The following is a 23,778-nucleotide window of genomic DNA, read 5'->3' on the forward strand; positions in this document are numbered from 1 at the left end:
TCGGGCAGCTCCGAAAGAGAAACCGTCCATAATGTTACTATCAATACATAATACATAGGATAATTCCCCCAGAAAAAGGAGCATTTATTATGAGCCAACGTAACTCCCGTACTCAAATGTTATACACCCTATTTTTTTTGTTTTTCCTTATTTGCGCCTTTACCGCATTTTTTACAGGCGTCAAGGTTGGCGCAGACAAAACGGAAGCTAAATATGAAAAACAAAAGAGCAGCAATGGATATGGATTAGAAGAATTCACGGGCGCTTACCAACAGAAGGATCTTGTTACTTTCTATCATAACGTATTTTTGCCTTATCGGGAATTCAAGCAAATTTGGAACACACAACTGGACAAGTTGGCACGCAGTACAGATGCCCGTGTGAACGTAGCAGCTATGAAGAATCTTAGCCTTCTAGCAGATAAACAATATGAAAGAGTTAACCAGGACTCTATCTTTTCCAACTCTCCTTTATTACAACAATCACAGCTAAATATACTCAAAAGCTTAACTTTATTTTCAAAAGCTTCTGGTGAAATAGGGGCAAGTGCATCTGGTGCAGAGACGGCTAAATTGCTAAAAAATGATCCTTACACTGCCGGTGCGGTTAAATTCGGATTGTTGGCACAAAAGAACTTTTATGATTCTATGCTAAAGTGGGGCTCTAAGACAAACCAGAAAATCCCTTCTGATGCCGGTGAGCTAAAGACCATGTCCTTTATACAGTGGAAAAAAATGCCTCTTCTTCAAAAGAACGCATCCGTTGCTGATATGATGTTAAATCGTGGAATTTTTGCAGCCTACGATCCTCAGGACATTACCGCAAAAATAGACGATTTGATACATTCTGGTACTGCCAGTTCATTGAATCTTACGGATGTTCAGTCCTCAGTAACCCTGCTTATTTCCACAGGTGCTATACAGGTAGAGGATTTTATGAAGTGTCGAGAGCAGTACTATAGCAAGGAGACGATTCCACAGCTCCCGTTTTTTTATGAATAGAACCAGTCATTGAATCATAACGAAAAATGAAGTTCACTTCAAGAAAACCTACTTTCAAAGCCTATTGACACAACTAGCTTACCGTGTTACATTATGAAAAAATTAATCAATTAAAAACGATGATGGAACAAAGATACTGGAAGTCTTCAGAGAGCTGGTGGTTGGTGCAAACCGGTGACGAACAGATGTCTTTAGCGCTCCTGAGATATTGTATCGAACCTTAAAGTAGGTGCAATCGGATCAACTCCGTTACCAGTGTGGCCTTTGCAGGCCAATGAGGCTGCTTCTTCCAAGTTGCAGTGAATTAGGGTGGTACCACGAAGATAACTCTCGTCCCTTACTACGGCAGTAGTATGGGGGTCGGGAGTTTTTTTATTTCCTAAATACCTTATTAATACTATCCATTTGCCCAAAGTTACCGATTTCGCGGCACTCCTGCACGCATCTTCTTTTATGCGACACCGCGTTGATCTACTATTATCACATGTTTTTTCTCTACTAGTTCGTGAATCTTCAGGTATTGTGGATTACCCTAAAGGGCGTCCTCGACATATAAAGCTTTTCAACTTTAAGGGGGATAAGAAACCATGTTTAAAGTATTAGTATCGGATCCAATCAGTGATTTGGGCATTCAGCAATTGATGGACGCAGAAGATGTAGTTGTAGACAAAAAAACAGGCCTCAGCGAAGACGAACTCATTGCAATTATCGGTGAATACGATGGCTTACTTGTCCGCAGTCAAACTACTGTAACAGACAAAATCATCGAAGCAGGAAAAAATCTAAAAGTAATTGGTCGTGCAGGTGTTGGTGTAGATAATATCAAACTGGATGCTGCAACAAAGTGTGGTGTTGTTGTAATCAATGCTCCTGATGGAAATACAATTACGACTTGTGAGCATGCTTTCGCAATGATGATGGCACTGGCTCGTCACATTCCACAAGCTTACGCGAAGACCATCGGGGGTACATGGGATAGAAAGACTTTCCTGGGCGTAGAGTTACGCGGCAAAACTTTGGGTGTACTCGGAATGGGCAGAATCGGTAGCGAAGTGGCTAAACGTGCCAAAGCTTTTGGTATGGAGATTCTTGCTTACGACCCTTTCCTGACTGCAGAACGTGCTGAGAAACTCGAAGTAAAACAGGCTTCCGTTGACGATGTTGTTCGTGGCGCAGACTTCATTACTGTGCATACCCCACTTACTCCTGAAACACGTCATATGATTTCCCGTCCACAATTCGAAGTGATGAAAAAAGGAATGCGCATCATCAACTGTGCCCGTGGTGGTATTATTGATGAAATGGCATTAGTAGAAGCTATAGATAATGGTATTGTTGCTGGCGCTGCATTCGACGTATTCGAGAAAGAACCGCCACAAGCAGATCATCCTTTCCTGTCTCACCCAAAAATCATCGTGACTCCTCACCTTGGCGCTTCTACGGTTGAAGCTCAAGAGAATGTGGCGATCGATGTTTCGGAGCAAGTGTTGCACATTCTGCGTAATGAACCGTTCATTAACGCTGTCAACATTCCTCCAGTGGCTCCAAGTGTAATGAATAAGCTTCAACCTTACTTCACGCTTGGTGAGAAACTGGGCAGCTTTGTTACCCAAATTACAGCTGCTGCTATCCGTGAAATCCATGTTGAGTACGCTGGGGATCTTTCAGATGTAGATACCCAGCCCCTAACCCGCTACATTGTAAAAGGTGTGCTCTCCCGCCACTTTGCAGAGGACGTGAATATTGTAAACTCCATGCATTTGGCGAAAACACGCGACGTTAACGTAGTGATAACTAAAGCTTCCAAAACTAAGGGCTTTACCAATCTGATTACCGTTACTCTAAAAGCCGATCATGACCAAGAGTATCTTGTTGCCGGCACCCTGCTGCAAGGTTATGGAGAACGGATTGTTCAAGTGAATAAGTTCCCAGTTGATATTGCTCCTGAAGGTCATCAAATCTTTGTATCCCATAACGACAAAGTAGGGATTATCGGACTCGTGGGTACATTGCTTGGCGAGAACGATGTTAATATCGCCTCCATGCAAGTGGGACGTAAAATTGTTGGTGGCGCTGCAATCATGCTGCTGACCGTTGACAAAGCTGTTCCTAAGCATGTACTTGTGAAACTTGCTGGTTTACCAGAGATTAACACTGCTGAAGAAATCATCCTTCTTTAATCTATAATGATAAAGAGGCCATTCCAGAATGTACTGGAGTGGCCTTTCTTTTATTTACGAACCTTGTTCTTCCTATATTATGAATGCGGGGATGGTCCTTCCATCGATATCGGTAAATCCATACTTTTCAGCTAGCCTTCCAACCAGCTGCGGCTCACCGGACATGGACATAACCTCCGGATCAGCGGCCAGTGAAGCCACAGCTCGACCAATATATGTCGTCGATTCACTCATTTTTAGCTCCTCGACTTCTTGCCAATGTTCCTCATCTGTATTCATGGCTTCTAGAACCGCTTCTGTTCTCATCCATCCAGGTGAAAGTGGAATAACCGCAATACCGTCATCTTTTAACTCCTTCGACAGACCGAAGGCCATACGTATAAGTGTATTTTTAGAAAGATCATAATAAAAGTTACCTAAATATTTATAATCATCCCAAAATGTTGTATGGATAATTAGACCGCCAGTTTTTGCCTTGCGCATTAAGGGAATTGTGTAATAATTTGTGATCAACTGTGCTCTCACACCCGCATTAAACATATTATTCCAATGTGCTGTAGGTAACTCCCAAAAAGGCTTCTGCTCGATAGCTAAGTCATTGCCGCCCCATACATTATTAACTAGAATATCGAGTCGGCCCTGCTCTTCAGTGATCTGACGGATCACCGCTTCTGTTTCCTGATCTTTCGTATGGTCACATCGTATTACCACACCAGATCCTCCGCTCTCTTTTATTTCCCTAAGTACGCTATCTATGCTCCCCTTACGATGTTCTGTGGCGGATACATCTGTGGTTCTCCCTGTAATATAGACAAAAGCGCCTCTTCTTGCTAACTCTAAAGCGATCCCTCTACCAGCACCTCTGCTGCTCCCGGTAACCAGTGCGACTTTCCCTTTCAATATCATAGCCCTCAACCCTTTCAACATGATTTCAGATTTCAGTATTTTGTGATTATTCCTTACGTTTTATAAGTATAGCCCTTATATATGACATCAACTGACATATATAATATAATCATGTTTTAAGAAATGATTACTGGGTATCGTCCTAGGATTCATACGAGGAGGAATAGTAAACAAATGAGAGCCGACCGCTTGTTATCTATACTGCTTCTGTTGCAAAAGCGTGGAAAAATGACTTCTCGCGAACTGGCCCAAACACTCGAAGTATCAGAACGAACTGTTTTTAGAGATATGGAAGCATTGAGTGCTTCAGGAATCCCTATTGTAGCTGAACGGGGGCGTGAGGGAGGTTGGATGCTTACAGAAGGGTACCGAACCTCCTTAACGGGTATGAAGCCACAAGAGATTGGTTCGCTGCTTCTGTCCGCAGACTCATCTTTAATGAAGGATCTAGGGATAGAAGACGATTACTCTTCAGCTGTTCTCAAACTGGAGGCTGCTTCCTCACATCGAACTAGTAACCCAGCAAATTACCTAAGCCAGCGTATCCATATTGACGGTGCCAGTTGGCATCCTTCGGATGAGACTTATCCGTTCCTTTCTGTACTGCAGGGAGCTCTTTGGGAGGACCGTAAAGTAAAAATCACTTATCTCCGGAACGACGAGACAAAGGTCCGTTTCATTGAACCTCTGGGGCTAGTTGCAAAACGAGGAGTATGGTATGTCGTAGCCAAAAGCGAGGATGAACTGCGAACCTTTCGTGTGTCCAGATTAGTTAACGTTGAGGAGACCCATGAGTGGTTTAACAGGCCTGACGATTTTGATTTAAAGCGTTACTGGGAAGAGTCCACCACTGCCTTTAAAGCAGCGCTGCCCAAGTATCCGGTAAAACTAAGGGTTAGATCATCTGTCCTAAAAGAGTTGCAGCGTGAGAGATTCGTTACCATCCATTTGATAGAACCATCTAGCAACGATGAGTGGATGAACGTAGATGCTGAATTTAATACGATTGAGTCCGCCTGCCGTATAATACTCTCCTTTTCTCCCTCAGTTATTGTTATTGCTCCACAAGAACTTTTAGAGATGGTAAAGTCTGCTATCGCGATAATTTCCGCTATTTATGAGGATTTTTGACATGAAATCTAAAGATCTACTCCTAAAAGAAGATTTATGTCAGTTCTTACTATAGACCAATCACCTTTAAATCCCATATAATAACACCAATACATATTATTAATAAGGAGGACATTTATACCAATGAACTGGATGCATAAACTTCCGTTAAAACAAAGAATTGTTGCCGGATGTTACCTCGTTGCCGCACTATTTGCCATTCCTGTTTTAGTTACTTTTATGATCTTAGGCAACATTATTTTAGGTATTGTTCTAATCGTTGTTCTTGCTGCCTTAACTTTACCCGTTGCCCGCTTTATCGAGGGAACGCTTACATCTTCTTTTGATGATATCGCGAATGTATCTCATAGTATTTCAAAGGGTGATTTTACTAGTAGAGCCGATGAGAATGGTTCTATGGGCGACGTGAGTCGTTCTTTTAATACTATGATTGACAAACTCAAGAAGATTTTGACAGAAGCATCACAAATCACTCGACAAGTTATGGATGCAAGCCGTGGAATCGAAGATAAGAATCAGAACTTGAAAATTGTCATGGCACAGGTAGCCTCTTCGTCCAATGAACTAGCTCTTGGTGCAAATGAGATATCTACGGATATCGCTGAAATGACAGAATCTATTAAAGATATTGAGAATAAAGTATCCAATTATACGAACTCAACGAAAGAAATGAACAGACGTTCGATACATACCTTAGAACTTGTTGAACAAGGACGCCAATCCGTTGATACTCAAGCTGAAGGCATGCGTAAAAACATACAGGCTACTCAAAAAGTCGCTGACACCATCGAAGCCCTTTCTCAAAATGCTCGCGGAATTACGATGATCACAAAGACCATCACAGAGATCGCTGAGCAGACCAACCTCTTATCGCTTAATGCTTCCATCGAAGCTGCTCGTGCCGGAGAACATGGTCGAGGATTTGCTGTTGTCGCACAGGAGGTTCGTAAGCTCGCTGAGGAATCAACGGCTTCAACGAAGGAAGTCTTTGGCTTAGTTCGGAGCATCGAAACTGATATTAAACAAGCGATTGACAATATCGCTATCAACGAAGAAGTCGTACAGGTACAGAATGAGATGATCACTCAATCTGCTCATATCTTTGCTCAAATTGTGCAAAGTGTGCAGTATATTACCGAACAGATTTCTTCCTTCTCTGCTGAAAGTGATCTTATGTTGGAAAGTGCCTTGAAAATCTCAAGCGCAATAGAGAATATCTCTGCGATCACGCAGCAAACTGCTGCCGGCACCGAAGAAGTATCAGCCGCTATGAATGAACAAATCAATGCCCTGCAATCCGTCGCAGAAGAAACTGAGAAAATGACTCAGGCTGTGTTTAATCTACAGAAGACGATCCATATTTTCAAGTTTTAAATAACTTTAAAATTGTGTAAACAAATCCAAAAACCGCTCCTAAGTTTTGACTTAGGGGCAGTTTTTTTATATCTATTATTTCATAGGTTGGACAAGATTTTCGTCAAAATTCGAGTTAATTTGCGAGAATATATTGACAAAGGATCTCTAGGAATATATTGTAAAGGAAAATTCTTCTTATAAATTTTAAATTAATATTGGCAAAATCTTCGAAAGAGGATGACGCAAAACCATGGATCTACAGCCTCATTTTAATCCGAGGCCATGACAGCCAGGTTGCTGAAAACCAAGACGACTGAACTATTGTTCAGTCTCTATGGCGATTTATGCTACCAACCTGTGCCCTATTTCAGAGCACAGGTTTTCTAATGTTTGATTTCAAAATAACAACTTGTGAGGTGTATTTTTTGAAGACAGTCGCAGATTACATGTCGGAAGCACTACGGAACCTTGGTGTTACCCATTCCTTTGGTATTATTGGCAAATCCATTTGTCCTATCGTTCTTAAAATGGTAGATTACGGTATTGAATTTATTCCTGGGAGACATGAAAGCAGTTCCGGCTTCGAAGCAGCTGGGTATGCGCTGAAAACTGGAAAACTAGGTGTGGCTTTTGGTACTTCTGGTCCTGGTGGAACAAACCTATTAACTGCAGCAGCACATGCTAAGGCCAACAACTTACCTGTCCTATTTATTACCGGCCATCAATCTATTAAAGAGCTAGGAATTCCCCAATGTCAGGACTCTTCCTCTTTTCTAGCTGATTTAGCTGATATGTTTAGACCAGCCACCTTATATAGCAAACTTATTGAACGTGGTGATCACTTTAGCACGATCTTTAATCATGCCATATCCATTGCTTTAAGCGGTAATCGCGGTCCAGTTCACCTTTGTATCCCCTTTGATGTACAAACGGAATTGCTGGAGGAATGTAATATTGTAATCCCTGAACGCGAATCACTGGTTAGCCACGCTAATATCGACCGCGTACTTGATACTATTAATAACTCAAAGAATCCAATAATTATCGCTGGTAAAGGAGTTAACCGCTCAGGAGCACATCATGAGCTAATTCAATTAGCGGAAACATTTAATATTCCTGTTGTTACATCTCCAGGTGGTAAAGGGGCTATAGCTTGGGATCATCCACTCTATCACGGTCCAATTGGAGTAGGCGGTTGTACCCATGGGGATGACTTACTGAATAAAAGTGATCTATTTATCGTTCTCGGCTCACGTTTAAGTGACATGACTATTTGTAATCTTAAGCGGGAAAATCATCCCACAACATTAATTCAGTTTGATAGCGATCCGACCTTTGTCGGAAAAATATTGTTCTCTAAAACGATTCCAGTGACTGGAGATCTACGCGACAATCTAGTTTGCTATCTCAATCATATAGACACGAACAACATCACGAAACGCGAAGCACCCACAAATGCCGATTATTCCGAAGAGCTTCCGATTTTACCAAGCCTTTCGCTTGCATCGGTCATGAGTACGATGAGTGATTTGATCCCCTATAACAGTACAGTCTTTGTTGATGATGGAAGCCACGGTTTCCATGCTGCGAAGTGGTTCAAGGTTAAGAAACCGGGCAGTTTTGTTTTCGATGCTTACTTTGCTTGTATGGGTAATTCCATCGGAATGGCGATTGGTGCAAAAGTAGCTGCTCCAGAAGAAACGATCTTCTGCATTACAGGAGATGGCTGCTTTATGATGCTAGGCGCGGAGATTAATGCTGCTGTCTGCAAGGATATTCCTGTCATATTCATTGTTGTAAATAATAAACAGCTAGATATGGCTCTTAAAGGTATGGAAAAAACTACAGGGCGTATTGACGGAACTATCTACGAAGTCCCTATGGACGCTGTGAAGTTCGCAGAATCATTAGGCGCTACGGGCTACAAATGTGAGACATCGGAAGAATTCGAAACAGCTATCAAGGACGCTGTTGCAATCAACCGTGTTGCCGTCATTGAACTGTTAACAAACCGTGATGAGGTCCCTCCGACTGCTCACCGTACTTTGAACCTAAATTAGGAGGTCACTATGAAAGACAATGTAAACAGTGGTCTTAACCACTTCACGAATCTCTCAGGAGACTACGGTGCTAAAGCACTGGCTCCGATTAAAGAACATTTCCCTGACTTGGCTGAATTTATTATGGGAAATGCTTACGGCGATATTTTTCAACGTAACACCATTGAAGCTGACTGGAAGGAAATCGCAGTTATCTCTTCTCTGATTGCGATGGGTCAGTTCGATCAATTGGGTGTTCATTATGTCATGGCTCTTCGTGTAGGAGTTACTGTAGAACAACTCAAAGGTATTCTATTACACTTAGTACCCGCTATAGGGGCACCTAGAATCATCACGGCTTTTAATATCCTTCTCGAAACGATTGAAGAAATTCAGTAATTATTGGTTCGACACATTTCGACTTTATTATTGCATATCAAAGATTTATATGCCTATAATAGAGTTAAAATATTCCAATATATGCTGTGTATTGTCGAAACTTGACGTTAAAAACAGTTTATATGGATATTCACATGACTGTAAATTACAGTCAAACTATTTCTAGAAAAATTCAAATTATGGGAGAGATTTAGACATGGGACAATTTATTTTGAAGACAGACACTACTAAAAAAGTAATCAATATTGAGCTGGAAGGAACATTTTCTGAAGAAGATGGCCTGAAATCCATCCAAGCTTATCAACAAACTATCAATCCTATCAATCCAGTAGACTATGAATTGCAAATCGACTGCAGAAAGCTTAACGTAACAGCACCTGATGTTGTACCTCTTTTGGAAGGTTGCTTTGTAATGTTTAAGAATGATGGATTTGTAAAAGTAAATCTAACGCTTGAGAATAACCCAATCCTTAAAATGCAACTAGCTCGTCTAGGCCGTAAAGCCGGACTCGATAACATCGAGATCATTTCTATCGTTACAGTTTAGTACTTCACTTATCTTAAAACAAGCATAAACGCCTTCGGCGTCCTTACAAGGACGGTAAGCGTTTAAGCGAGAAATATAAGGATAATTTATAGCATGGAACATATAAATCCTTATATTTTTAAAAGTATACTATCGAGTCTTTCAGGAGGAGTCATATGACCGGAATTCGTATTCAAGACATTGATATCTATCATCCTAGCAATAAAGTTGGTAATGACTTTTTCATTAAGCATTTTGACGAAAAGGGTATTGATATCCGTGGTCTGCTGACCGCATTAGGTCGTGATACACGCTACAGTATTAAGAATGAGGAAGAAAATTCCCTTACAATGGCTTTCGAGGCTGCCAGTAATGTGTTGGAGAAAAACGGTCTCACTGGAGCCGATATCGATCTTATTGCCTATGCGAGTCAAACTCCTGAATATATCTTTCCTACCAACTCTTTAATGATTCACCGTTTAATCAACGGCGCATCCCATACAATCTGTATTGACAGCAATGCTAACTGTGCGGGTATGACTGCTTCGGTTGAACAGGTTAGCCGTCAAATGCAAGCGAATCCTAGAATTAAACGCGCTTTGGTCATCGGGTCCGATCATGTAGCACCTCATGCAGATAAGAATGATCCGATCTATTATGCTAACTTCGGTGATGCAGCTGCGGCTGTCATTCTTGAGCGTGATGAGAATGCGGTAGGCTTCATTGATTCTATCTATCAAACAAACACATGTGTTTACGGCAACTCCATGTTCCCGGCTGAAGGCTTGGCCAATCTGGGTAGAAAAGGCGTAGCAGCTGGAAATTTCAATGTGAAGTTCATTCCATTTGATGATTCCATTTGTGTGGATGCTGCCTCTGAATCGATTCGCACCCTGCTATCCGACAACAATATAGCGCCGGAGTCCATTAAGGCCGCTTGTTTCTCACAGCTTTCACTGCCTAATATCATTGGTGTTTGTGAGAAAGTTGGTATCGATCGTGATGCAGCAGTATACATAGGGGATGAATTCGGATATACCTCAACCAGCAGCCCGTTTATTGCTCTACACAAAGCTATAACTACTGGAAAGATCGAACGCGGTGATAAAGTTCTGTTCTGGACAGTGGGTGCCGGATGGCAAAATGTAGCATTTGTTATTGAATATTAAGAGTTACAACACAAAAAGGGGCAGGCCAAGGATAATCCTTAGCCTGCCCCTTTTTGTTATGATCTGTGAATGGTTCTTTAGGACTCACTGACAAAGGACAAACCGTTCTCGGCGAGTGCACGCCGTAATTGATCAAGCGCCTTTGGTCCCATTCCATGTAGCTGTAGAAGCTCTGTCTCAGTAAGCTTACTTATTTGGTGAATCTGTGTATACCCAGCACCATGGAGTGCTCGAAGTGCAGGCTTGGCCAATCCAAAGGGAAGATCTGATTCCGATCCGCCAAGCATACCTATTGTATCGGTTTCTCTATTTCTATCCTTGGACATGTGCATCCCCCTGATCACTGATATCCTTCATGTTTCTCCCAACCCATGGTACGCGCTACAGCGTCTTTCCAGGCGTTGTAACGACGTTCACGTTCATCCATACCCATTAGTGGTGAAAAGACCCTCTCCGCTTTGTTGAAGCTTTCTAGCTGTTCTCTTGTCCAGATCCCTGAGGTTAATCCAGCCAGAAGTGCTGCTCCCAGCGCAGTCGTCTCCGCATATGTAGTTCGAGTAACTTCACTACCGAGGATATCAGACTGGAACTGCATCAGCAAATCATTACGCACAGCTCCACCATCCACACGCAATCCGGTCAACGGCATGCCTGCGTCTTTTTCCATAGCCCCTATTACGTCTCTAGACTGAAATGCTAATGACTCTAACGTTGCTCGTACCAAATGTCCCGAGGTCGTACCTCTAGTCAGACCGAATACTGCACCACGAGCGTACATATCCCAATAAGGTGCACCCAGTCCGGTAAAAGCCGGTACAACGACAACCCCTTCACTGTCCTCAACTTCCCGCGCTTTGTCTTCTGAGCCTGCTGGCTCCTCAATGAGGCCAAGACCCTCCTGAAGCCATTGTACAGCCGCTCCAGCTACAAACACACTGCCCTCGAGCGCATAGTAGAGTTCATCACCCATTCCCCAAGCCACAGTGGTCAACAACCCATGACTGGAGACTACAGCTTCCTTGCCTGTATTCATTAGAATAAAGCATCCAGTTCCATAAGTGTTTTTGGCACTGCCGGGTTCAAGACAAGTATGTCCAAACAAAGCAGCCTGTTGATCTCCCAGTACAGAGCGAATAGGGATTTCTGCCCCGAACCACTGTGAGTCTGCTGCACCAAATTCACCGCCAGACATCCTCACTTCTGGCAGGATCGAGCGTGGAACACGGAGCTCTTCCATTAGCTCGTCGTCCCAGCAGCGCTTATGGAGATTAAATAACATCGTACGCGATGCATTGGTTACATCAGTGGCATGCACAGCTCCGCCAGTTAGCTTCCAGATCAGCCAGCTATCTACTGTTCCAGCTAGTAGTTCGCCATTATTCGCCTGCTCTCGTGCGCCATCTACATGATCAAGAATCCAAGAGATTTTGGTTGCAGAAAAATAAGCATCAACAACGAGGCCCGTCTTGCTCGCAATTTCTTGCTCCAACCCTTTACCCTTGAGCTCTTCACACTGCTCCGCGGTACGTCTGTCCTGCCACACAATCGCAGGGTAAATCGGCTTACCTGTTCTTTTATCCCAGACCAGAGCCGTTTCCCTCTGATTCGTAATTCCGATGGCGGAGATTTCCTGGGCCACTATCCCGCCCTGAGCGATCGCATCTCTTGCGGCTGCAAGCTGTGACTCCCAGATTTGCTCTGGGTCGTGCTCCACCCAGCCAGGGTGGGGGAAAGATTGTTTAACCTCATAATGTCCTTGCGAGACCAATCTAGCGTCCGTATCGAACAATATGGCTCGTGAACTGGTAGTACCTTGGTCTAAAGATAAAATCATTTTATGGCCTCCCAAGCAAAAACTATGAGATATGTTCCACGATGAACAAGATTAATGTGTTCGTTTCAACAAAAAGCACCTCTGCTGTCAGAGGCGCTATCACACATTGTGTTTGGAATTACTGTTTTTCGACAGGAAGTCTTAGGGTAAAGGTTGTACTTTCGCCCAACTTACTGGAAGCTGAAATGGTTCCGTGATGCGACTCAACAATATTTTTAACAATTGCAAGCCCCAATCCAGTTCCACCTGATTCTCCCCGCACACGCGCCTTATCGGCTTTGTAGAAACGGTCAAATATATACGGCAGATCTTCCTGTGGAATTCCGACCCCTTCATCCTGAATTTTAATTTCAAGATAGCGACATCCTTCTAATACACAAGTTCCTGTTTGAACGGTAATTTCCTTGCCATCTTGAGTATGACGAAAAGCATTATCGAGCAAATTGGTTAAGACCTGCTCCAGCTTATCTTCATCCGCCGCCTTAAGAATAAGGACATCACTCTGTTTGTTTAGCTGCAGATGTATATCACGCTCTTTAGCACGTACGGAAAATTTGCGGTAAACTCGTTCCAGCAGTTCATTCACATCTACCTGTGCCTTCAGCATATCCGTATGCCCAGCTTCCATTCGCGCAAGGTCAAGCAAATCCTTAACGAGACGTCCCATGCGTAGTGATTCGTCATGAATGACCTGAATCAGTTCACTACTTTCCTCGGGTGAAGAAGCCATTCCATCTATTAGAGCTTCACTATAACCTTGCATCATCGATAACGGGGTCCGGATCTCATGGGAGACGTTAGCTACGAAGTCACGGCGCATTTTTTCGAGTCGTACCTCTTCTGTCACATCACGCAGAACAGCAACCACTCCACGAATGTTACCCTCAGAATATAAAGGTGCCATGTGAACTGACCACACACCCTGCCGGACATGCACATTAGAACGCTCATCGCCGCCTTCCTTCAATGTGCTTAAAAATAAAGGACGCAGGGGAGGTGGAACATTACTCTCAGCCGTTTTCGAATGAGGCTCTATATCACTCTCCTGCTCCCATTGCAAATCGCTCCAGCTCTCAAGCAAAGATTGACCATGCGGATTGGTCAGAATAATCTGGCCCTCGATGTCAAAAGTGATTACAGCATCACTCATGCTACGGAGTACACTGGATAGATGACCTTTCTCATGGTGCAGACTGCGAATATTCTCTTCCAGCTCCTCAGCCATATGGTTGAAGGAAGTCGCCAATTGGCCGATTTCGTCGCTTGTGACAAGCGTCAGCCTAGTTCCGTATTCACCACGTCGAATGTTGTTTGCAGCCTCAATGACACGTTGCATCGGTTGAGTGATCTTGGTAAACAAGAACAACGCGAAGAATGTCGTCAAAGAAAATCCGATCATGCACGTATACATAAATAAACGTTTGATATCTCCGGAATTGGCAAAGTTGCTGTCGATATAGGGAAGTAGGAACAACCCAAGTGAAATAAGCACGACAGCGACCAGGCAGATGATTGTGACCCACAGCTTGCCGACAAGACTTCTCCAGAAGTTCACCTATTTAGGTACCTCAAGTTTGTAGCCTACACCCCATACGGTTGTAATCATCGCCGCGGATTCCGGCGATACCTTATTCAGTTTTTCACGAAGACGCTTAACATGAGTATCGACTGTACGCAAATCTCCAAAAAACTCATAATTCCAAACATCCTTAAGCAGTTCTTCACGAGAGAACACTTTATCCGGCGAAATCGCCAAATAATGCAGCAGTTCGTATTCTTTCGGTGTCAGACTCACTTCTTCACCACCAGCAGTCACACGGTGCGCGTCATGTTCAATAATAAGATGAGTAAATACAATGTTATTGCTGGAGTTGCTCTCTTTGGACAAAAATGCTGTTGCCGAAGAACGGCGCATAATGGCCTTCACGCGATAAATCACTTCGCGAGGGCTAAACGGCTTCACGACATAATCATCAGCACCCATCTCAAAGCCCTGTACACGATTAATCTCTTCGCCTTTAGCTGTAAGCATTAAGACTGGTGTTGACTTGACCCCTCTGAGTCTGGTCAGCACTTCCATTCCATCAATGCCAGGCAACATAACATCCAGCAAAATTAGACCGTAGTCATTTGCCGTTGCTTTACGAAGAGCGATTTCGCCATCTTCTGCTTCGTCGATTTCATAACCTTCTTTTTCAAGATACATCTTAAGCAGGCGGCGAATGCGTTCTTCATCATCCACTACCAGAATTCTGTTTAAATGATCTGCCATTTCACAACAACCCCTTCATCAAATACAGTAGAACGTAACCTTAAATCCATTGTGCTGTGTTAGCAGGTTAACTATGCTCAGTCCGTCCCCGCATAAGAATGAAGTCCGGCGATGACTAGATTAACGCCAACCAAGGTAAACATTACGACCAAAAAGCCTAGAACAGCAAGCCAGGCAGATTTTCGTCCTTGCCATCCACGAGCTAATCGCAAATGAAGATAAGCACTGTAGAAGAGCCAAGTGACGAGTGCCCAGACTTCTTTGGGGTCCCATCCCCAAAATCTTCCCCAGGCTATTTGAGCCCATATCATTGCAAAAATCAAAGCGCCTAATGTGAAAATAGGAAAGCCAATGGCTATCGCCCTATACGTAATCTCATCTAGATCGCCCTCATCAATTCCGTCCATCACTGGGTGAATCGCTGTGCCCAATGGCTTGCGTACGATCAAGCGAAGAACTCCGTAAAGGAGTAATCCGGAAAGAATCGACCAGATTACAGTATTAAACTTCCGTCCAGCATTCACACCATTCATCCAAGAAGGAGCTTCAAAGAGAGGTTCTTTCATGCCAAGAAACGACTGGAAGCTTTCAATTTCGCTATTGTGAGGGGCCACAATCGGCGGCATTCGATAACTCACTTTCTCTATTGTACTATTTTCCTGCCCTGCGCTGTCAATCGTAACGTTGGGACGTACAAAAACAGTCTCATAACCTGCTCCGCGGAAAGCAAAAACTGAACCCAGAAAACCAATTATAACAATGATTGAAAAGAGAGTAAATTCAATCAGCTTCTGTTGCTTACGATCCGCCTTCTCTTTACTGGAAAAATTCACGGTCCGCAGCAGATACATCAGCCCTGCCGCAAATCCTACTGCGAAGAAGGATTCACCTAGTGCAGCCAATGTTACGTGAATCTTAAGATAGTTCGATTGAAGGGATGGAATCAACGGCTGAATCTCTTGTGGAAATACAGCGGCGTATGCCATCACAATAATACTAATTGGAACTGCAAAAAGACCGAGAATAACCTTGCGATAGATGGCAAACATCACTGTAAAGGCTACCATAACCATCATGGATAAGAAAGTCATGAACTCATACATGTTGCTGACTGGAATATGTCCTGAACCAGACCAGCGCGTAAAGAAATAGATGAGATGAAAGATAAGACCTATAGAAGAAACAATAAAAGCTATTTTACCCCAGCGAGCAGTATGTTCCTCTGGCTTGCGGCCCGACCACTTGCGACCCATGATAGCGATAGTGAATAACATAAACGAACCGCTGTATAATAAGAATGCGGCAATAAAGACAGCGCTGCTGATATCGAGCAAGCTCATGTAAGGCCTCCTCCATTATCTAATGATTTTTCATCGACTACCATATCTACTTTTTCTAAAATAGAAACGATCTCACGGCGAAAACCGAACCAGTTCTTGTTCGTATGTCCTCCGAGTATTAGCTCTCCGTTAGTAACGGTAAGCCAGATGCGTCTATGCTGCCAGTAAAATCCAAGGACTAAACCCAGCATCACGATTGCTGCACCTAACCATACAAAAGGCATTGCACGATCAATACGTATATTCAAGTATGTAGTCGACTCCGAAAAATCAACATCGCTCATGTTGTCCACTTCAAGCTCAAGAAATCTGCTGCTGCCACCAAGCTTATCGTTAATCGCTACCTGCTGAAACTGAGTCTTATCTACCTGCTTAGGAAAATAGAAATACTGCTGACCTTCCGCTGGCAAATCTGGACCTTGAATCAAGAACAAAAATGCAGGTGCATTTGGATAAGGCGACTTGGATATCGGCTGCCCATCCTCATTTAGTCCAAAATCCATATACTTCTCTTTTAAAGTCAATGTATAAGGCCCCGCTGTAATTGTACGCTGCGGATTCTTCATGTCCAGTTTGAATTTACCGTACGTCTCCCCGGTGGTGGAATTCTTAAGTGCAGGCTGTACTGAACGCAGCACAGGCGTTAAATCATAATCAAACTGATACGCTTTCAATCCTTTATAATCCAAAGGTGAGTTTACTTGGATATCATGCGTTGTCACCTCGGTAAGCTGCGGTTCCTTAGTAGGATCTCCGCAATCCGCGGTACATTTATATAGCACTGCTTTAGTTTGGAATAATTTCGGAAGGATTTTTTTACCACGAAACTCCTCAGGCATCTCATCATCTGTATAAAACTCTACGGTGAATTTCTCATTTTTTAAATAGTAGGTAGTATCCGGAATCTGTGTAATCTCCCCTTGCGGGAAGGCAAGATGCTGATCCATGTTGAGTCCCGGCAATCCTCTTGCCAGTACAGCAAGTAAAAAAATAATCAAACCAATATGTATTACGTAAGGCCCCCAGCGGCTGAAGCGGTGTTTCTCTGCTAGCAGAGCTCCTCCTTCTGTCTTGACTCGGTAGCCTTTTTTACGCATAGGCTGCACCACCCGAGCAACCCAAGCTTCTGGTTCTTCTTGCACTTCAGTGACTAGCACGGCCTTTTGCCGGGTTAAGAACTGACGATGTTTTCGAATCTTCTGCCTAGTTAATGCTTTATATAGGGGAAGTACTCGGTCCAAACTACAAATGACAAGTGAAGCGCCAATCATTACGAGTAGAGTCACAAACCACCAGGATTCGTATGTATGTGAAAGTCCAAGTTTATAGTAAATGTCTCCAGCTGTTCCATACTCCTGCTTGTAATAACTCGATGCATCAATATTAAGAAAAGTACTCTCCTGAGGGAAAATTGTCCCCAGCATAGAGCCTAACAGTGTCAATACGATCAGATAGATCGCTATTTTGACGGAAGAAAAAAAGTTCCAAACTCGATCAATAATGCTCGGATTAACGCGCTGAGAACGGCGGGCTACACCATCATAACGCATTTCCAGATTATCGCCCCAGTCCGATTCTTTGCCAAGCGGCTTTCCGCATGCTTCACATAGAACAGTCCCTACAGGGTTCTGGTGGCCGCATTCACATTTGGTATTGGTTATAAAAGCCTCGCGTTCACTCATCAATCCACCAGCTTCCCAATTTGATCATCTAGTGAATCTAAATCAAGCTGGCCAATATGAATGTTGTCAATTTTACCCTTTGCATTAATAAAGAAGGTAGTTGGCAGCGGAGAAATACCATAACTTCGCACGGCGTCTCGTCCCGTGTCCATCAAAATCGGAAAATCAATGTCGACTTGTTTCACGAAATTCTCGACAGTCATCTGATCTTCACCTACATTGATTCCAATAACAACTACATCCTTGTCCTTCCATTTCTCCCATTGAGCTTGGAGAGCCGGCATTTCTTTTACACAAGGTGTGCACCATGAGCCCCAGAAATTCAGCACAATAGCCTTGCCCTTATACTCGTCTAACGTATGCCCGACGCCATCTAGACCTAGCAAATCAATGGAAGGCGCTTTACTACCTTCTTCTGGTTTTCCGCTTCCTCCAAATACAGAGGAGCCGATTGCATAACCACCCACTAGAACGATTAGAAACAGAATTACGATTTGAATTGGTTTTCTCGCTTTACCCACATGTAAAGCCCCCTTCTGTGACGCAACTCATACTTATGTTGTGAGGTGTGAACATCCTATGAACATTATAGCGAATTTCGTCACAGCATTAGGGGGTTTAATTGTGAATATTCTGTGTCTTTATGACTCTTTACGTGGAGTTCTTTCTTTGAGCAATCCTGCTTTAGCTATTTGTTGTAGATGGTTAATTTCATCTTTGGTCAAATGACGGTAGGATCCACGTTTAAGATTTTGCAGCATAATATCCCCGAATGAAATCCGCTTCAGACGGATGACGGGGTGTGAAATCGCATCAAACATGCGTCGTACCTGACGGTTACGTCCCTCGTGAATCGTAATGCTGATTACCGCTTCTTTATTCACTTCATCAATATCTTTGTACTCAACTTCCGCAGGCGCTGTCATGCCATCTTCCAGCTTGATCCCGGCCTTTAGCTTGTCCAGTGCTGTACCGTGCGGTATACCCTTAACCGTAGCATGATACGTCTTAGGCACATGATGCTTAGGATGGGTAAGCAAGTTAGCAAAATCTCCATCATTTGTTAAGAGCAGCAATCCTTCAGTATCGTAATCCAGACGGCCTACAGGGTAAACCCGTTCTGTAATTCCTTTAAGGTAGTCTGTTACAACCTTACGACCCTTTGGATCGGAAGCACTTGTAATCACTCCTTTAGGTTTGTTGAACATAATGTAGATTTTGTTCTCGCCCCGGATCAGTCTACCGGACACTTTAATAATATCTGTTGCGGGGTCCACCTTCGTGCCAAGCGTAGTTACGAGTTCCCCGTTGACTTCCACTTTACCGGCCAAAATCATTTCTTCACACTTACGTCTGGACGCCACACCGGCCTGCGCCAAAATTTTCTGTAATCTTTCCATTTTCGACTAGTCACCTCAGATTAATGATAACCATCAGAGGGATAAATCACAAGTTCATTCCATGGAAAAAATGTTCCTGGGCAGTAATTATTGTGGGGTTCGATGATTAAAGGGGAGATTTGGTAACGCTCTACCAGTTCTAGAATGAGTTTACCCGTAGCAAATAGCTGTCCTTTCCTTCCAGATAATGGAGTAATGCCATCTTCCCTGCTGAAATCACCTTCCAAGCAAATGTGAATATACTCCGGATCGGTCAGCAGCGGCGCTGCATAAATGGCTCCATCTACTCCAACCCAGAAATCAAAACCTTTGCCGTTAATGGAAGTACAGCGAGACTGATGCAGAATGAAACCTTTATAGTTCATAGCGGATTGCCTCCCTCCACATTGCTGCAATAGCATATGTCGAGGAAGGAAAGGGGGTGACGCCTCCTACCCAAAAAGCAGCAGGCAGACCGCGATCGCGGCGACGAAGCCAATAACATCGGAGAAGAGACCTACTTTAAGTGCATAACGGCCGTTACGTACACCTACCGCTCCAAAATAAACCGTTAATACATAGAGTGTTGTATCCGTGCTGCCCTGTATAGTGGAGGCAATCATGCCGATTAGAGAATCCGGGCCATGAACGCGAATCAGATCCGTGGTATAGGCAAGCGATCCAGTGCCTGTAAGAGGCCGTAGAAGGCCGAGTGGCAGTACTTCTGGAGGTACACCAAGCCCCTGCAAGGCAGGGGATATGAATCCCATTAGGAAGTCGAGTGCACCCGATGCGCGAAAGACGCTGATCGCTACAAGCATCCCCACAAGATGAGGAATAATCGCGATTGCCGTACCAAATCCGTCCTTTGCCCCTTCAACAAATGACTCATATACTGGGACTTTACGCGTAAAAGCATAGAGCGGGATGAACGTAATCATGACTGGAATCGCCCATGCCGATATGAGACTGATTAACTGGTACAAGTCATGCTCACCCTTTCAAAGAAGAATTAGTCAGCGATGTCTTCACCAATGGGGCAGAACCAGACTTTGCTGATGGCGGCTTTGGAGGTTTGCGAAGCAAAGACATCCTTCGGAAAAATCGATCAGCCGCAATCGCCGCAAGGGTCGCAACAGCCGTTGCGGCAAGAGTTGTGCCTACTATACCCGCAGGATCTGTCGAATTGTAATTTAATCGGATCGCAATTAGTGTGGCAGGGATAAGCGTAATGCTTGCTGTGTTAAGCGCAAGCAAGGTACACATGGCTGGCGTAGCCGTTTCTTTATCCGGGTTGAGCTTCTGCAGCTCCTGCATCGCCTTGATGCCCATAGGAGTAGCCGCATTACCGAGTCCAAGCAAATTAGCGCTCATGTTGGAGAGAATATATCCGATCGCAGGATGCCCTTTCGGCACATCTGGAAAAAGAAAGGATACGATAGGGCCAAGTATCTTGGCTATTTTCTTAAGCAAACCAGCATCTTCCGCGATCCGCATGATTCCAAGCCAGAACACAAGCACACTTATTAAACCAAAACTTACTGTAACCCCACTTTTGGCTCCGTCGAATACGGCGGCTGTAAATTCGTCCATTCTGCCGTTAACGGCAGCGAATAGAAAACCGATGATGATCATCCCTAGCCAAATCCCGTTAATCATGGATACGCCTCCCGCTTCATTATTCAGCCTATCTACTTACTTTGAACTTTCTCCCAATTTAAATAATGCCCTCAGTGCACTGCCTAATGCCTGAAACCAATTATCCGCAGGATAAGTGTGTGCTTGCGTTGTACTATATTTTTTAGTATAAGCGGATTCCTCAGGCGGTAAGGACTCTCGTGTATACACTGGAACCCGGCCTATCTCTTTGCCCCCTAGATCTAGAACTAGGACCCCTTGAAGTCCAAAGTTGGATCTTGTATCTTGAGCTGACGCCGCAGTCTTCGGATTTAAGACAAGTTTGGTAGTCACTCTATTTTGCTCGCCTTGACCTAGAGGATAGGCAAATTTTTTGGCTGTCACGAAGTTATAACCGCTCACTGGGTCCCCACGTTCGATCAATGTTTTTAGCGGATAGTGGTTAAACCCGAAGTTTAGCAGCGAAGCATGATCATTCCAGTCATCGCCATCATTTATGGTCACTGCGACAAGCTGCTGACCGTTTCTGGTAGCCGAGCTGACAAGGCAGCGCAGAGCTTTTTTGGTATACCCTGTCTTCACACCGTCCGCGCCCTCATATAGGTACAGCATTTTATTCTTGTTTCTCCACTTGTAATCCCATTTCTCATTTGGATTGTCCGCAGTTTTCTCCTGAGTCTTCACAATTTGCTTAAATACAGGATTATGAAGAGCATAAGCCGTCAGAACAGCCAAGTCGTTAGCACTTGAATAATGACCTTCAGCATCTAATCCATGCGGATTAGCAAAATGAGTATTCTTCAACCCCAGCTCCTCTACTTTAGCGTTCATCAGGTATACAAAACCTTCTTCAGATCCGCCGATATGCTCAGCGATCGCTGTTGCTGCATCATTTCCTGAGCGGAGCATTAGGCCATACAGCATATTTTCCAGCGTCATCTCTTCACCCTGCTGTAAATAAATAGAGGAACCTTCTTTGGCGAAGGCATTCTTTCCGACTTTGACTTTGGATGTTAAATCGCCATTCTCAATCGCGACGAGGGCGGTCATTATTTTAGTCAGGCTGGCAATAAGCATAGGCTCATCTCCCCGACTGCTATACAAAATACGCCCGGATTCCACATCAATCAACGCCGCTGCCCTTGCATGCGTAGATATAGAGCTGTTCTCCGCGTGGATCGAAGTTAGCGGTGTCAGAAGCAGCAGCAAAATGCACAGTAATAAGGCGATTGGAAATTTACGGGTTTTTGTCTTCATATTTATCCTCCGGATTCTTATCGGTTCTTAAGTAAAGTGTTTAATTTCATGCTTATGTTGTACAAGTGTATGCGGACCAGCCTTAGGGTATGTCCTCTCCTTCGCGATGTTCCACACAAAATATCCCCACAAAGTGAGGCTTTGCTTCGCTGCGTACTCAGGTACTTTGTGGGGGCCCCAAATATACTTTCTGATACGTCAAAAAAGGGACACCGCCTGATGAAAGGCGATATCCCCGAGGCTATTTGTAGGATTATGTGTACCTAATGTGTTGAAGTTTGAGATGTACTTGGATCGGGTTTAGCAGGTGCTGGTGGTGCTGGTGGTGCTGGTGTAGCAGATGACCCAGCTTGACCTGAAGAACTACTGCTTTGGAACATGGTCTGGATTTTGTCGATGAGCCCAGGTGTGGCATCAATGATTTTCTCGAACAAATGAGTTTGATTGTCGAGTGGCACAATGTTCACCCCATCCTTACCAACCACTAAAAAAGCAATCGGTCGGATGGAGACGCCTCCCCCGCTACCGCCACCAAAAGGAAGCATTTTGACACCGCCTTGGGAGCTTGATCCACTTATAGAATCCTCTACCTGATAATCACTACCCCCTGCAGCAAATCCAAAGGCAACTTTACTTATCGGCAGAATAATACTACCGTCAGGTGTTTGTACTGGATCTCCGACAATCGTATTAACATCTACCATGCCCTTGATATTTTCCATCGCTGTTTGCATTAAGCCCTGAATTGGATGGTCGCTCATATTGTTTCCTCCTTTGATTGAGTACGATTTCTCTTGCATTTACAGCGTTTAGCATCCCCACATTCACACATTTGTATGTAACTTTCATTCTAAACTTTGCCCGCGATGCTCTCGTCGCATCTGTTTTAGTAACTTTCTCCACTGACCGATCCCCCCTGTCTCTCTCAAGACACGTAGAAGAAGCTGAAATAATGCGTATATGGCATAGGAGACGGACAATTTACCCTTACACACCAACTCCATTGAAAAACAATGCTCATCCTGAAAAACAGGCTTAACAAACACTCGTGGATTGTGTTTCAATTTGACCCACTGCGAAATAAATCCAACGATACTCCATTTCAGTCCCCAGACGGCTCCTGATGCTATGGCCGTATCTGCTGCATCACCAAGCGAGAAATCAGTGGACCAGTCGAACTTTGATATTTTGACATGAGATAAGGTGTCCCTGAACCATTCCTTCAATCCACGTGTGGATTTCGCTGCTAGCTGTATATTTTCCCGCCAGTGCTCGAATCTTTCTTTATCGAATTGCTCTTCTTTTACCGTATCGACACCTGTTGTCGCTGTACCTGTCTCTTTAAACTTCCCCAACACGCCTCGCTCCAATCCCTTAAAGACCAATCGGGGCAGTTCATAGTGGAGTTTGATCAGTCCAAAAAGAGTGATAACATCTAACTCGAGCAGGTCATTTTTTCCATGTTTATAGCATCGGAAGCGGAAATCGATAGATGAAGACAGAACCAGGATCATTGCCAGTACCAACAAACCGAGGGGAATTCCAAGCCATAAAGTCACGTATTTACCTCCAAGAAACCTTAATAATGGGAACCTTTGGTTTAGTATGGCAATTTAAGCTGGAAAAAATTCGGGGTTTGGTTAAAAAATGTAGTTTTTCAAAAAAAACA

General features: G+C 43.9%; 23 protein-coding genes, 1 riboswitch and 1 other annotated feature. Of the genes, 8 read left to right on the forward strand and 15 right to left on the reverse strand.

Annotated features, from left to right (window positions below; genetic code table 11):
* Window positions 1-89: 89 nt before the first annotated feature.
* Both MHH52_RS19975 and serA read left to right on the forward strand, forming a co-directional pair.
* Window positions 90-1,001, forward strand: a complete 912-nt coding sequence (locus tag MHH52_RS19975; protein WP_340004169.1) for a hypothetical protein — start codon at window positions 90-92, stop codon at window positions 999-1,001.
* Between the two features lie 110 nt (window positions 1,002-1,111).
* Window positions 1,112-1,342: a binding site (T-box leader), on the forward strand.
* 246 nt (window positions 1,343-1,588) lie between these two features.
* Window positions 1,589-3,181, forward strand: coding sequence for a phosphoglycerate dehydrogenase (gene serA, locus MHH52_RS19980; protein ID WP_340004170.1), 1,593 nt, complete (start codon window positions 1,589-1,591; stop codon window positions 3,179-3,181).
* Between the two features lie 72 nt (window positions 3,182-3,253).
* On the opposite strand, the gene MHH52_RS19985 is transcribed toward serA, so the two are convergent.
* The gene (locus tag MHH52_RS19985) at window positions 3,254-4,087 is read right to left on the reverse strand and encodes an SDR family NAD(P)-dependent oxidoreductase (protein WP_340004171.1); all 834 of its coding nucleotides are present in this window, start codon (window positions 4,085-4,087) and stop codon (window positions 3,254-3,256) included.
* Window positions 4,088-4,261: 174 nt separating this feature from the next.
* Between MHH52_RS19985 and MHH52_RS19990 the strand changes: the two genes are divergently transcribed.
* The 6 genes from MHH52_RS19990 to MHH52_RS20015 all read left to right on the forward strand — a co-directional run bounded on the left by MHH52_RS19990 (window position 4,262) and on the right by MHH52_RS20015 (window position 10,707).
* Complete coding sequence (locus MHH52_RS19990; RefSeq protein WP_340004172.1) at window positions 4,262-5,218, forward strand: WYL domain-containing protein; 957 nt, start codon at window positions 4,262-4,264, stop codon at window positions 5,216-5,218.
* A 123-nt stretch (window positions 5,219-5,341) separates the two neighbouring features.
* Complete coding sequence (locus MHH52_RS19995) at window positions 5,342-6,592, forward strand: HAMP domain-containing methyl-accepting chemotaxis protein (RefSeq protein WP_340004173.1); 1,251 nt, start codon at window positions 5,342-5,344, stop codon at window positions 6,590-6,592.
* A gap of 189 nt (window positions 6,593-6,781) precedes the next feature.
* A riboswitch (cyclic di-GMP riboswitch) is annotated at window positions 6,782-6,876 on the forward strand.
* A 114-nt stretch (window positions 6,877-6,990) separates the two neighbouring features.
* Entirely contained in the window at window positions 6,991-8,634 is a 1,644-nt protein-coding gene (locus MHH52_RS20000) for a thiamine pyrophosphate-binding protein (protein WP_340009747.1), read from the forward strand.
* Between the two features lie 9 nt (window positions 8,635-8,643).
* On the forward strand, window positions 8,644-9,012 hold the full coding sequence (locus MHH52_RS20005) for a carboxymuconolactone decarboxylase family protein (RefSeq protein ID WP_340004174.1): 369 nt from the start codon (window positions 8,644-8,646) through the stop codon (window positions 9,010-9,012).
* A 196-nt stretch (window positions 9,013-9,208) separates the two neighbouring features.
* Complete coding sequence (locus MHH52_RS20010) at window positions 9,209-9,559, forward strand: hypothetical protein (protein ID WP_313639175.1); 351 nt, start codon at window positions 9,209-9,211, stop codon at window positions 9,557-9,559.
* Between the two features lie 155 nt (window positions 9,560-9,714).
* Complete coding sequence (locus tag MHH52_RS20015; RefSeq protein WP_340004175.1) at window positions 9,715-10,707, forward strand: ketoacyl-ACP synthase III; 993 nt, start codon at window positions 9,715-9,717, stop codon at window positions 10,705-10,707.
* A 77-nt stretch (window positions 10,708-10,784) separates the two neighbouring features.
* On the opposite strand, the gene MHH52_RS20020 is transcribed toward MHH52_RS20015, so the two are convergent.
* The 14 genes from MHH52_RS20020 to MHH52_RS20085 form a co-directional block, all read right to left on the reverse strand.
* A complete protein-coding gene (locus MHH52_RS20020; RefSeq protein ID WP_340004176.1) occupies window positions 10,785-11,033 on the reverse strand; it encodes a DNA-binding protein in 249 nt (82 codons plus the stop codon).
* Window positions 11,034-11,047: 14 nt separating this feature from the next.
* Window positions 11,048-12,541: a glycerol kinase GlpK gene (glpK, locus tag MHH52_RS20025; RefSeq protein ID WP_340004177.1), complete on the reverse strand. Its 1,494-nt coding sequence runs from the start codon at window positions 12,539-12,541 to the stop codon at window positions 11,048-11,050.
* A 118-nt stretch (window positions 12,542-12,659) separates the two neighbouring features.
* A complete protein-coding gene (locus tag MHH52_RS20030) occupies window positions 12,660-14,096 on the reverse strand; it encodes an ATP-binding protein (protein WP_340004178.1) in 1,437 nt (478 codons plus the stop codon).
* On the reverse strand, window positions 14,097-14,813 hold the full coding sequence (locus tag MHH52_RS20035; protein WP_036676174.1) for a response regulator transcription factor: 717 nt from the start codon (window positions 14,811-14,813) through the stop codon (window positions 14,097-14,099).
* 77 nt (window positions 14,814-14,890) lie between these two features.
* A complete protein-coding gene (ccsA, locus tag MHH52_RS20040) occupies window positions 14,891-16,153 on the reverse strand; it encodes a cytochrome c biogenesis protein CcsA (RefSeq protein ID WP_340004179.1) in 1,263 nt (420 codons plus the stop codon).
* Entirely contained in the window at window positions 16,150-17,835 is a 1,686-nt protein-coding gene (locus tag MHH52_RS20045; protein ID WP_340004180.1) for a cytochrome c biogenesis protein ResB, read from the reverse strand. Before MHH52_RS20045 ends, ccsA begins: the two co-directional genes overlap by 4 nt.
* On the reverse strand, window positions 17,835-18,356 hold the full coding sequence (locus tag MHH52_RS20050) for a redoxin domain-containing protein (RefSeq protein WP_313639166.1): 522 nt from the start codon (window positions 18,354-18,356) through the stop codon (window positions 17,835-17,837). Before MHH52_RS20050 ends, MHH52_RS20045 begins: the two co-directional genes overlap by 1 nt.
* A 120-nt stretch (window positions 18,357-18,476) precedes the next feature.
* On the reverse strand, window positions 18,477-19,235 hold the full coding sequence (locus tag MHH52_RS20055) for a pseudouridine synthase (RefSeq protein ID WP_042129634.1): 759 nt from the start codon (window positions 19,233-19,235) through the stop codon (window positions 18,477-18,479).
* Window positions 19,236-19,255: 20 nt separating this feature from the next.
* Window positions 19,256-19,600: an N-acetylmuramoyl-L-alanine amidase gene (locus MHH52_RS20060; protein ID WP_340004181.1), complete on the reverse strand. Its 345-nt coding sequence runs from the start codon at window positions 19,598-19,600 to the stop codon at window positions 19,256-19,258.
* Window positions 19,601-19,666: 66 nt separating this feature from the next.
* Window positions 19,667-20,200 (reverse strand): spore maturation protein, encoded by a 534-nt coding sequence (locus MHH52_RS20065; protein ID WP_340004182.1) that lies wholly within the window; start codon window positions 20,198-20,200, stop codon window positions 19,667-19,669.
* 7 nt (window positions 20,201-20,207) lie between these two features.
* The gene (locus MHH52_RS20070) at window positions 20,208-20,873 is read right to left on the reverse strand and encodes a nucleoside recognition domain-containing protein (protein ID WP_313639159.1); all 666 of its coding nucleotides are present in this window, start codon (window positions 20,871-20,873) and stop codon (window positions 20,208-20,210) included.
* A 36-nt stretch (window positions 20,874-20,909) separates the two neighbouring features.
* On the reverse strand, window positions 20,910-22,109 hold the full coding sequence (locus tag MHH52_RS20075; RefSeq protein ID WP_340004183.1) for a D-alanyl-D-alanine carboxypeptidase family protein: 1,200 nt from the start codon (window positions 22,107-22,109) through the stop codon (window positions 20,910-20,912).
* Window positions 22,110-22,372: 263 nt separating this feature from the next.
* Window positions 22,373-22,870 (reverse strand): GerW family sporulation protein, encoded by a 498-nt coding sequence (gene ytfJ / locus MHH52_RS20080; RefSeq protein WP_340004184.1) that lies wholly within the window; start codon window positions 22,868-22,870, stop codon window positions 22,373-22,375.
* Window positions 22,871-22,954: 84 nt separating this feature from the next.
* Complete coding sequence (locus MHH52_RS20085; RefSeq protein ID WP_340004185.1) at window positions 22,955-23,668, reverse strand: DUF2953 domain-containing protein; 714 nt, start codon at window positions 23,666-23,668, stop codon at window positions 22,955-22,957.
* Between the last annotated feature and the right edge of the window lie 110 nt (window positions 23,669-23,778).

Source organism: Paenibacillus sp. FSL K6-0276 (assembly GCF_037977235.1).
Classification (GTDB): Bacteria; Bacillota; Bacilli; order Paenibacillales; family Paenibacillaceae; genus Paenibacillus_AQ.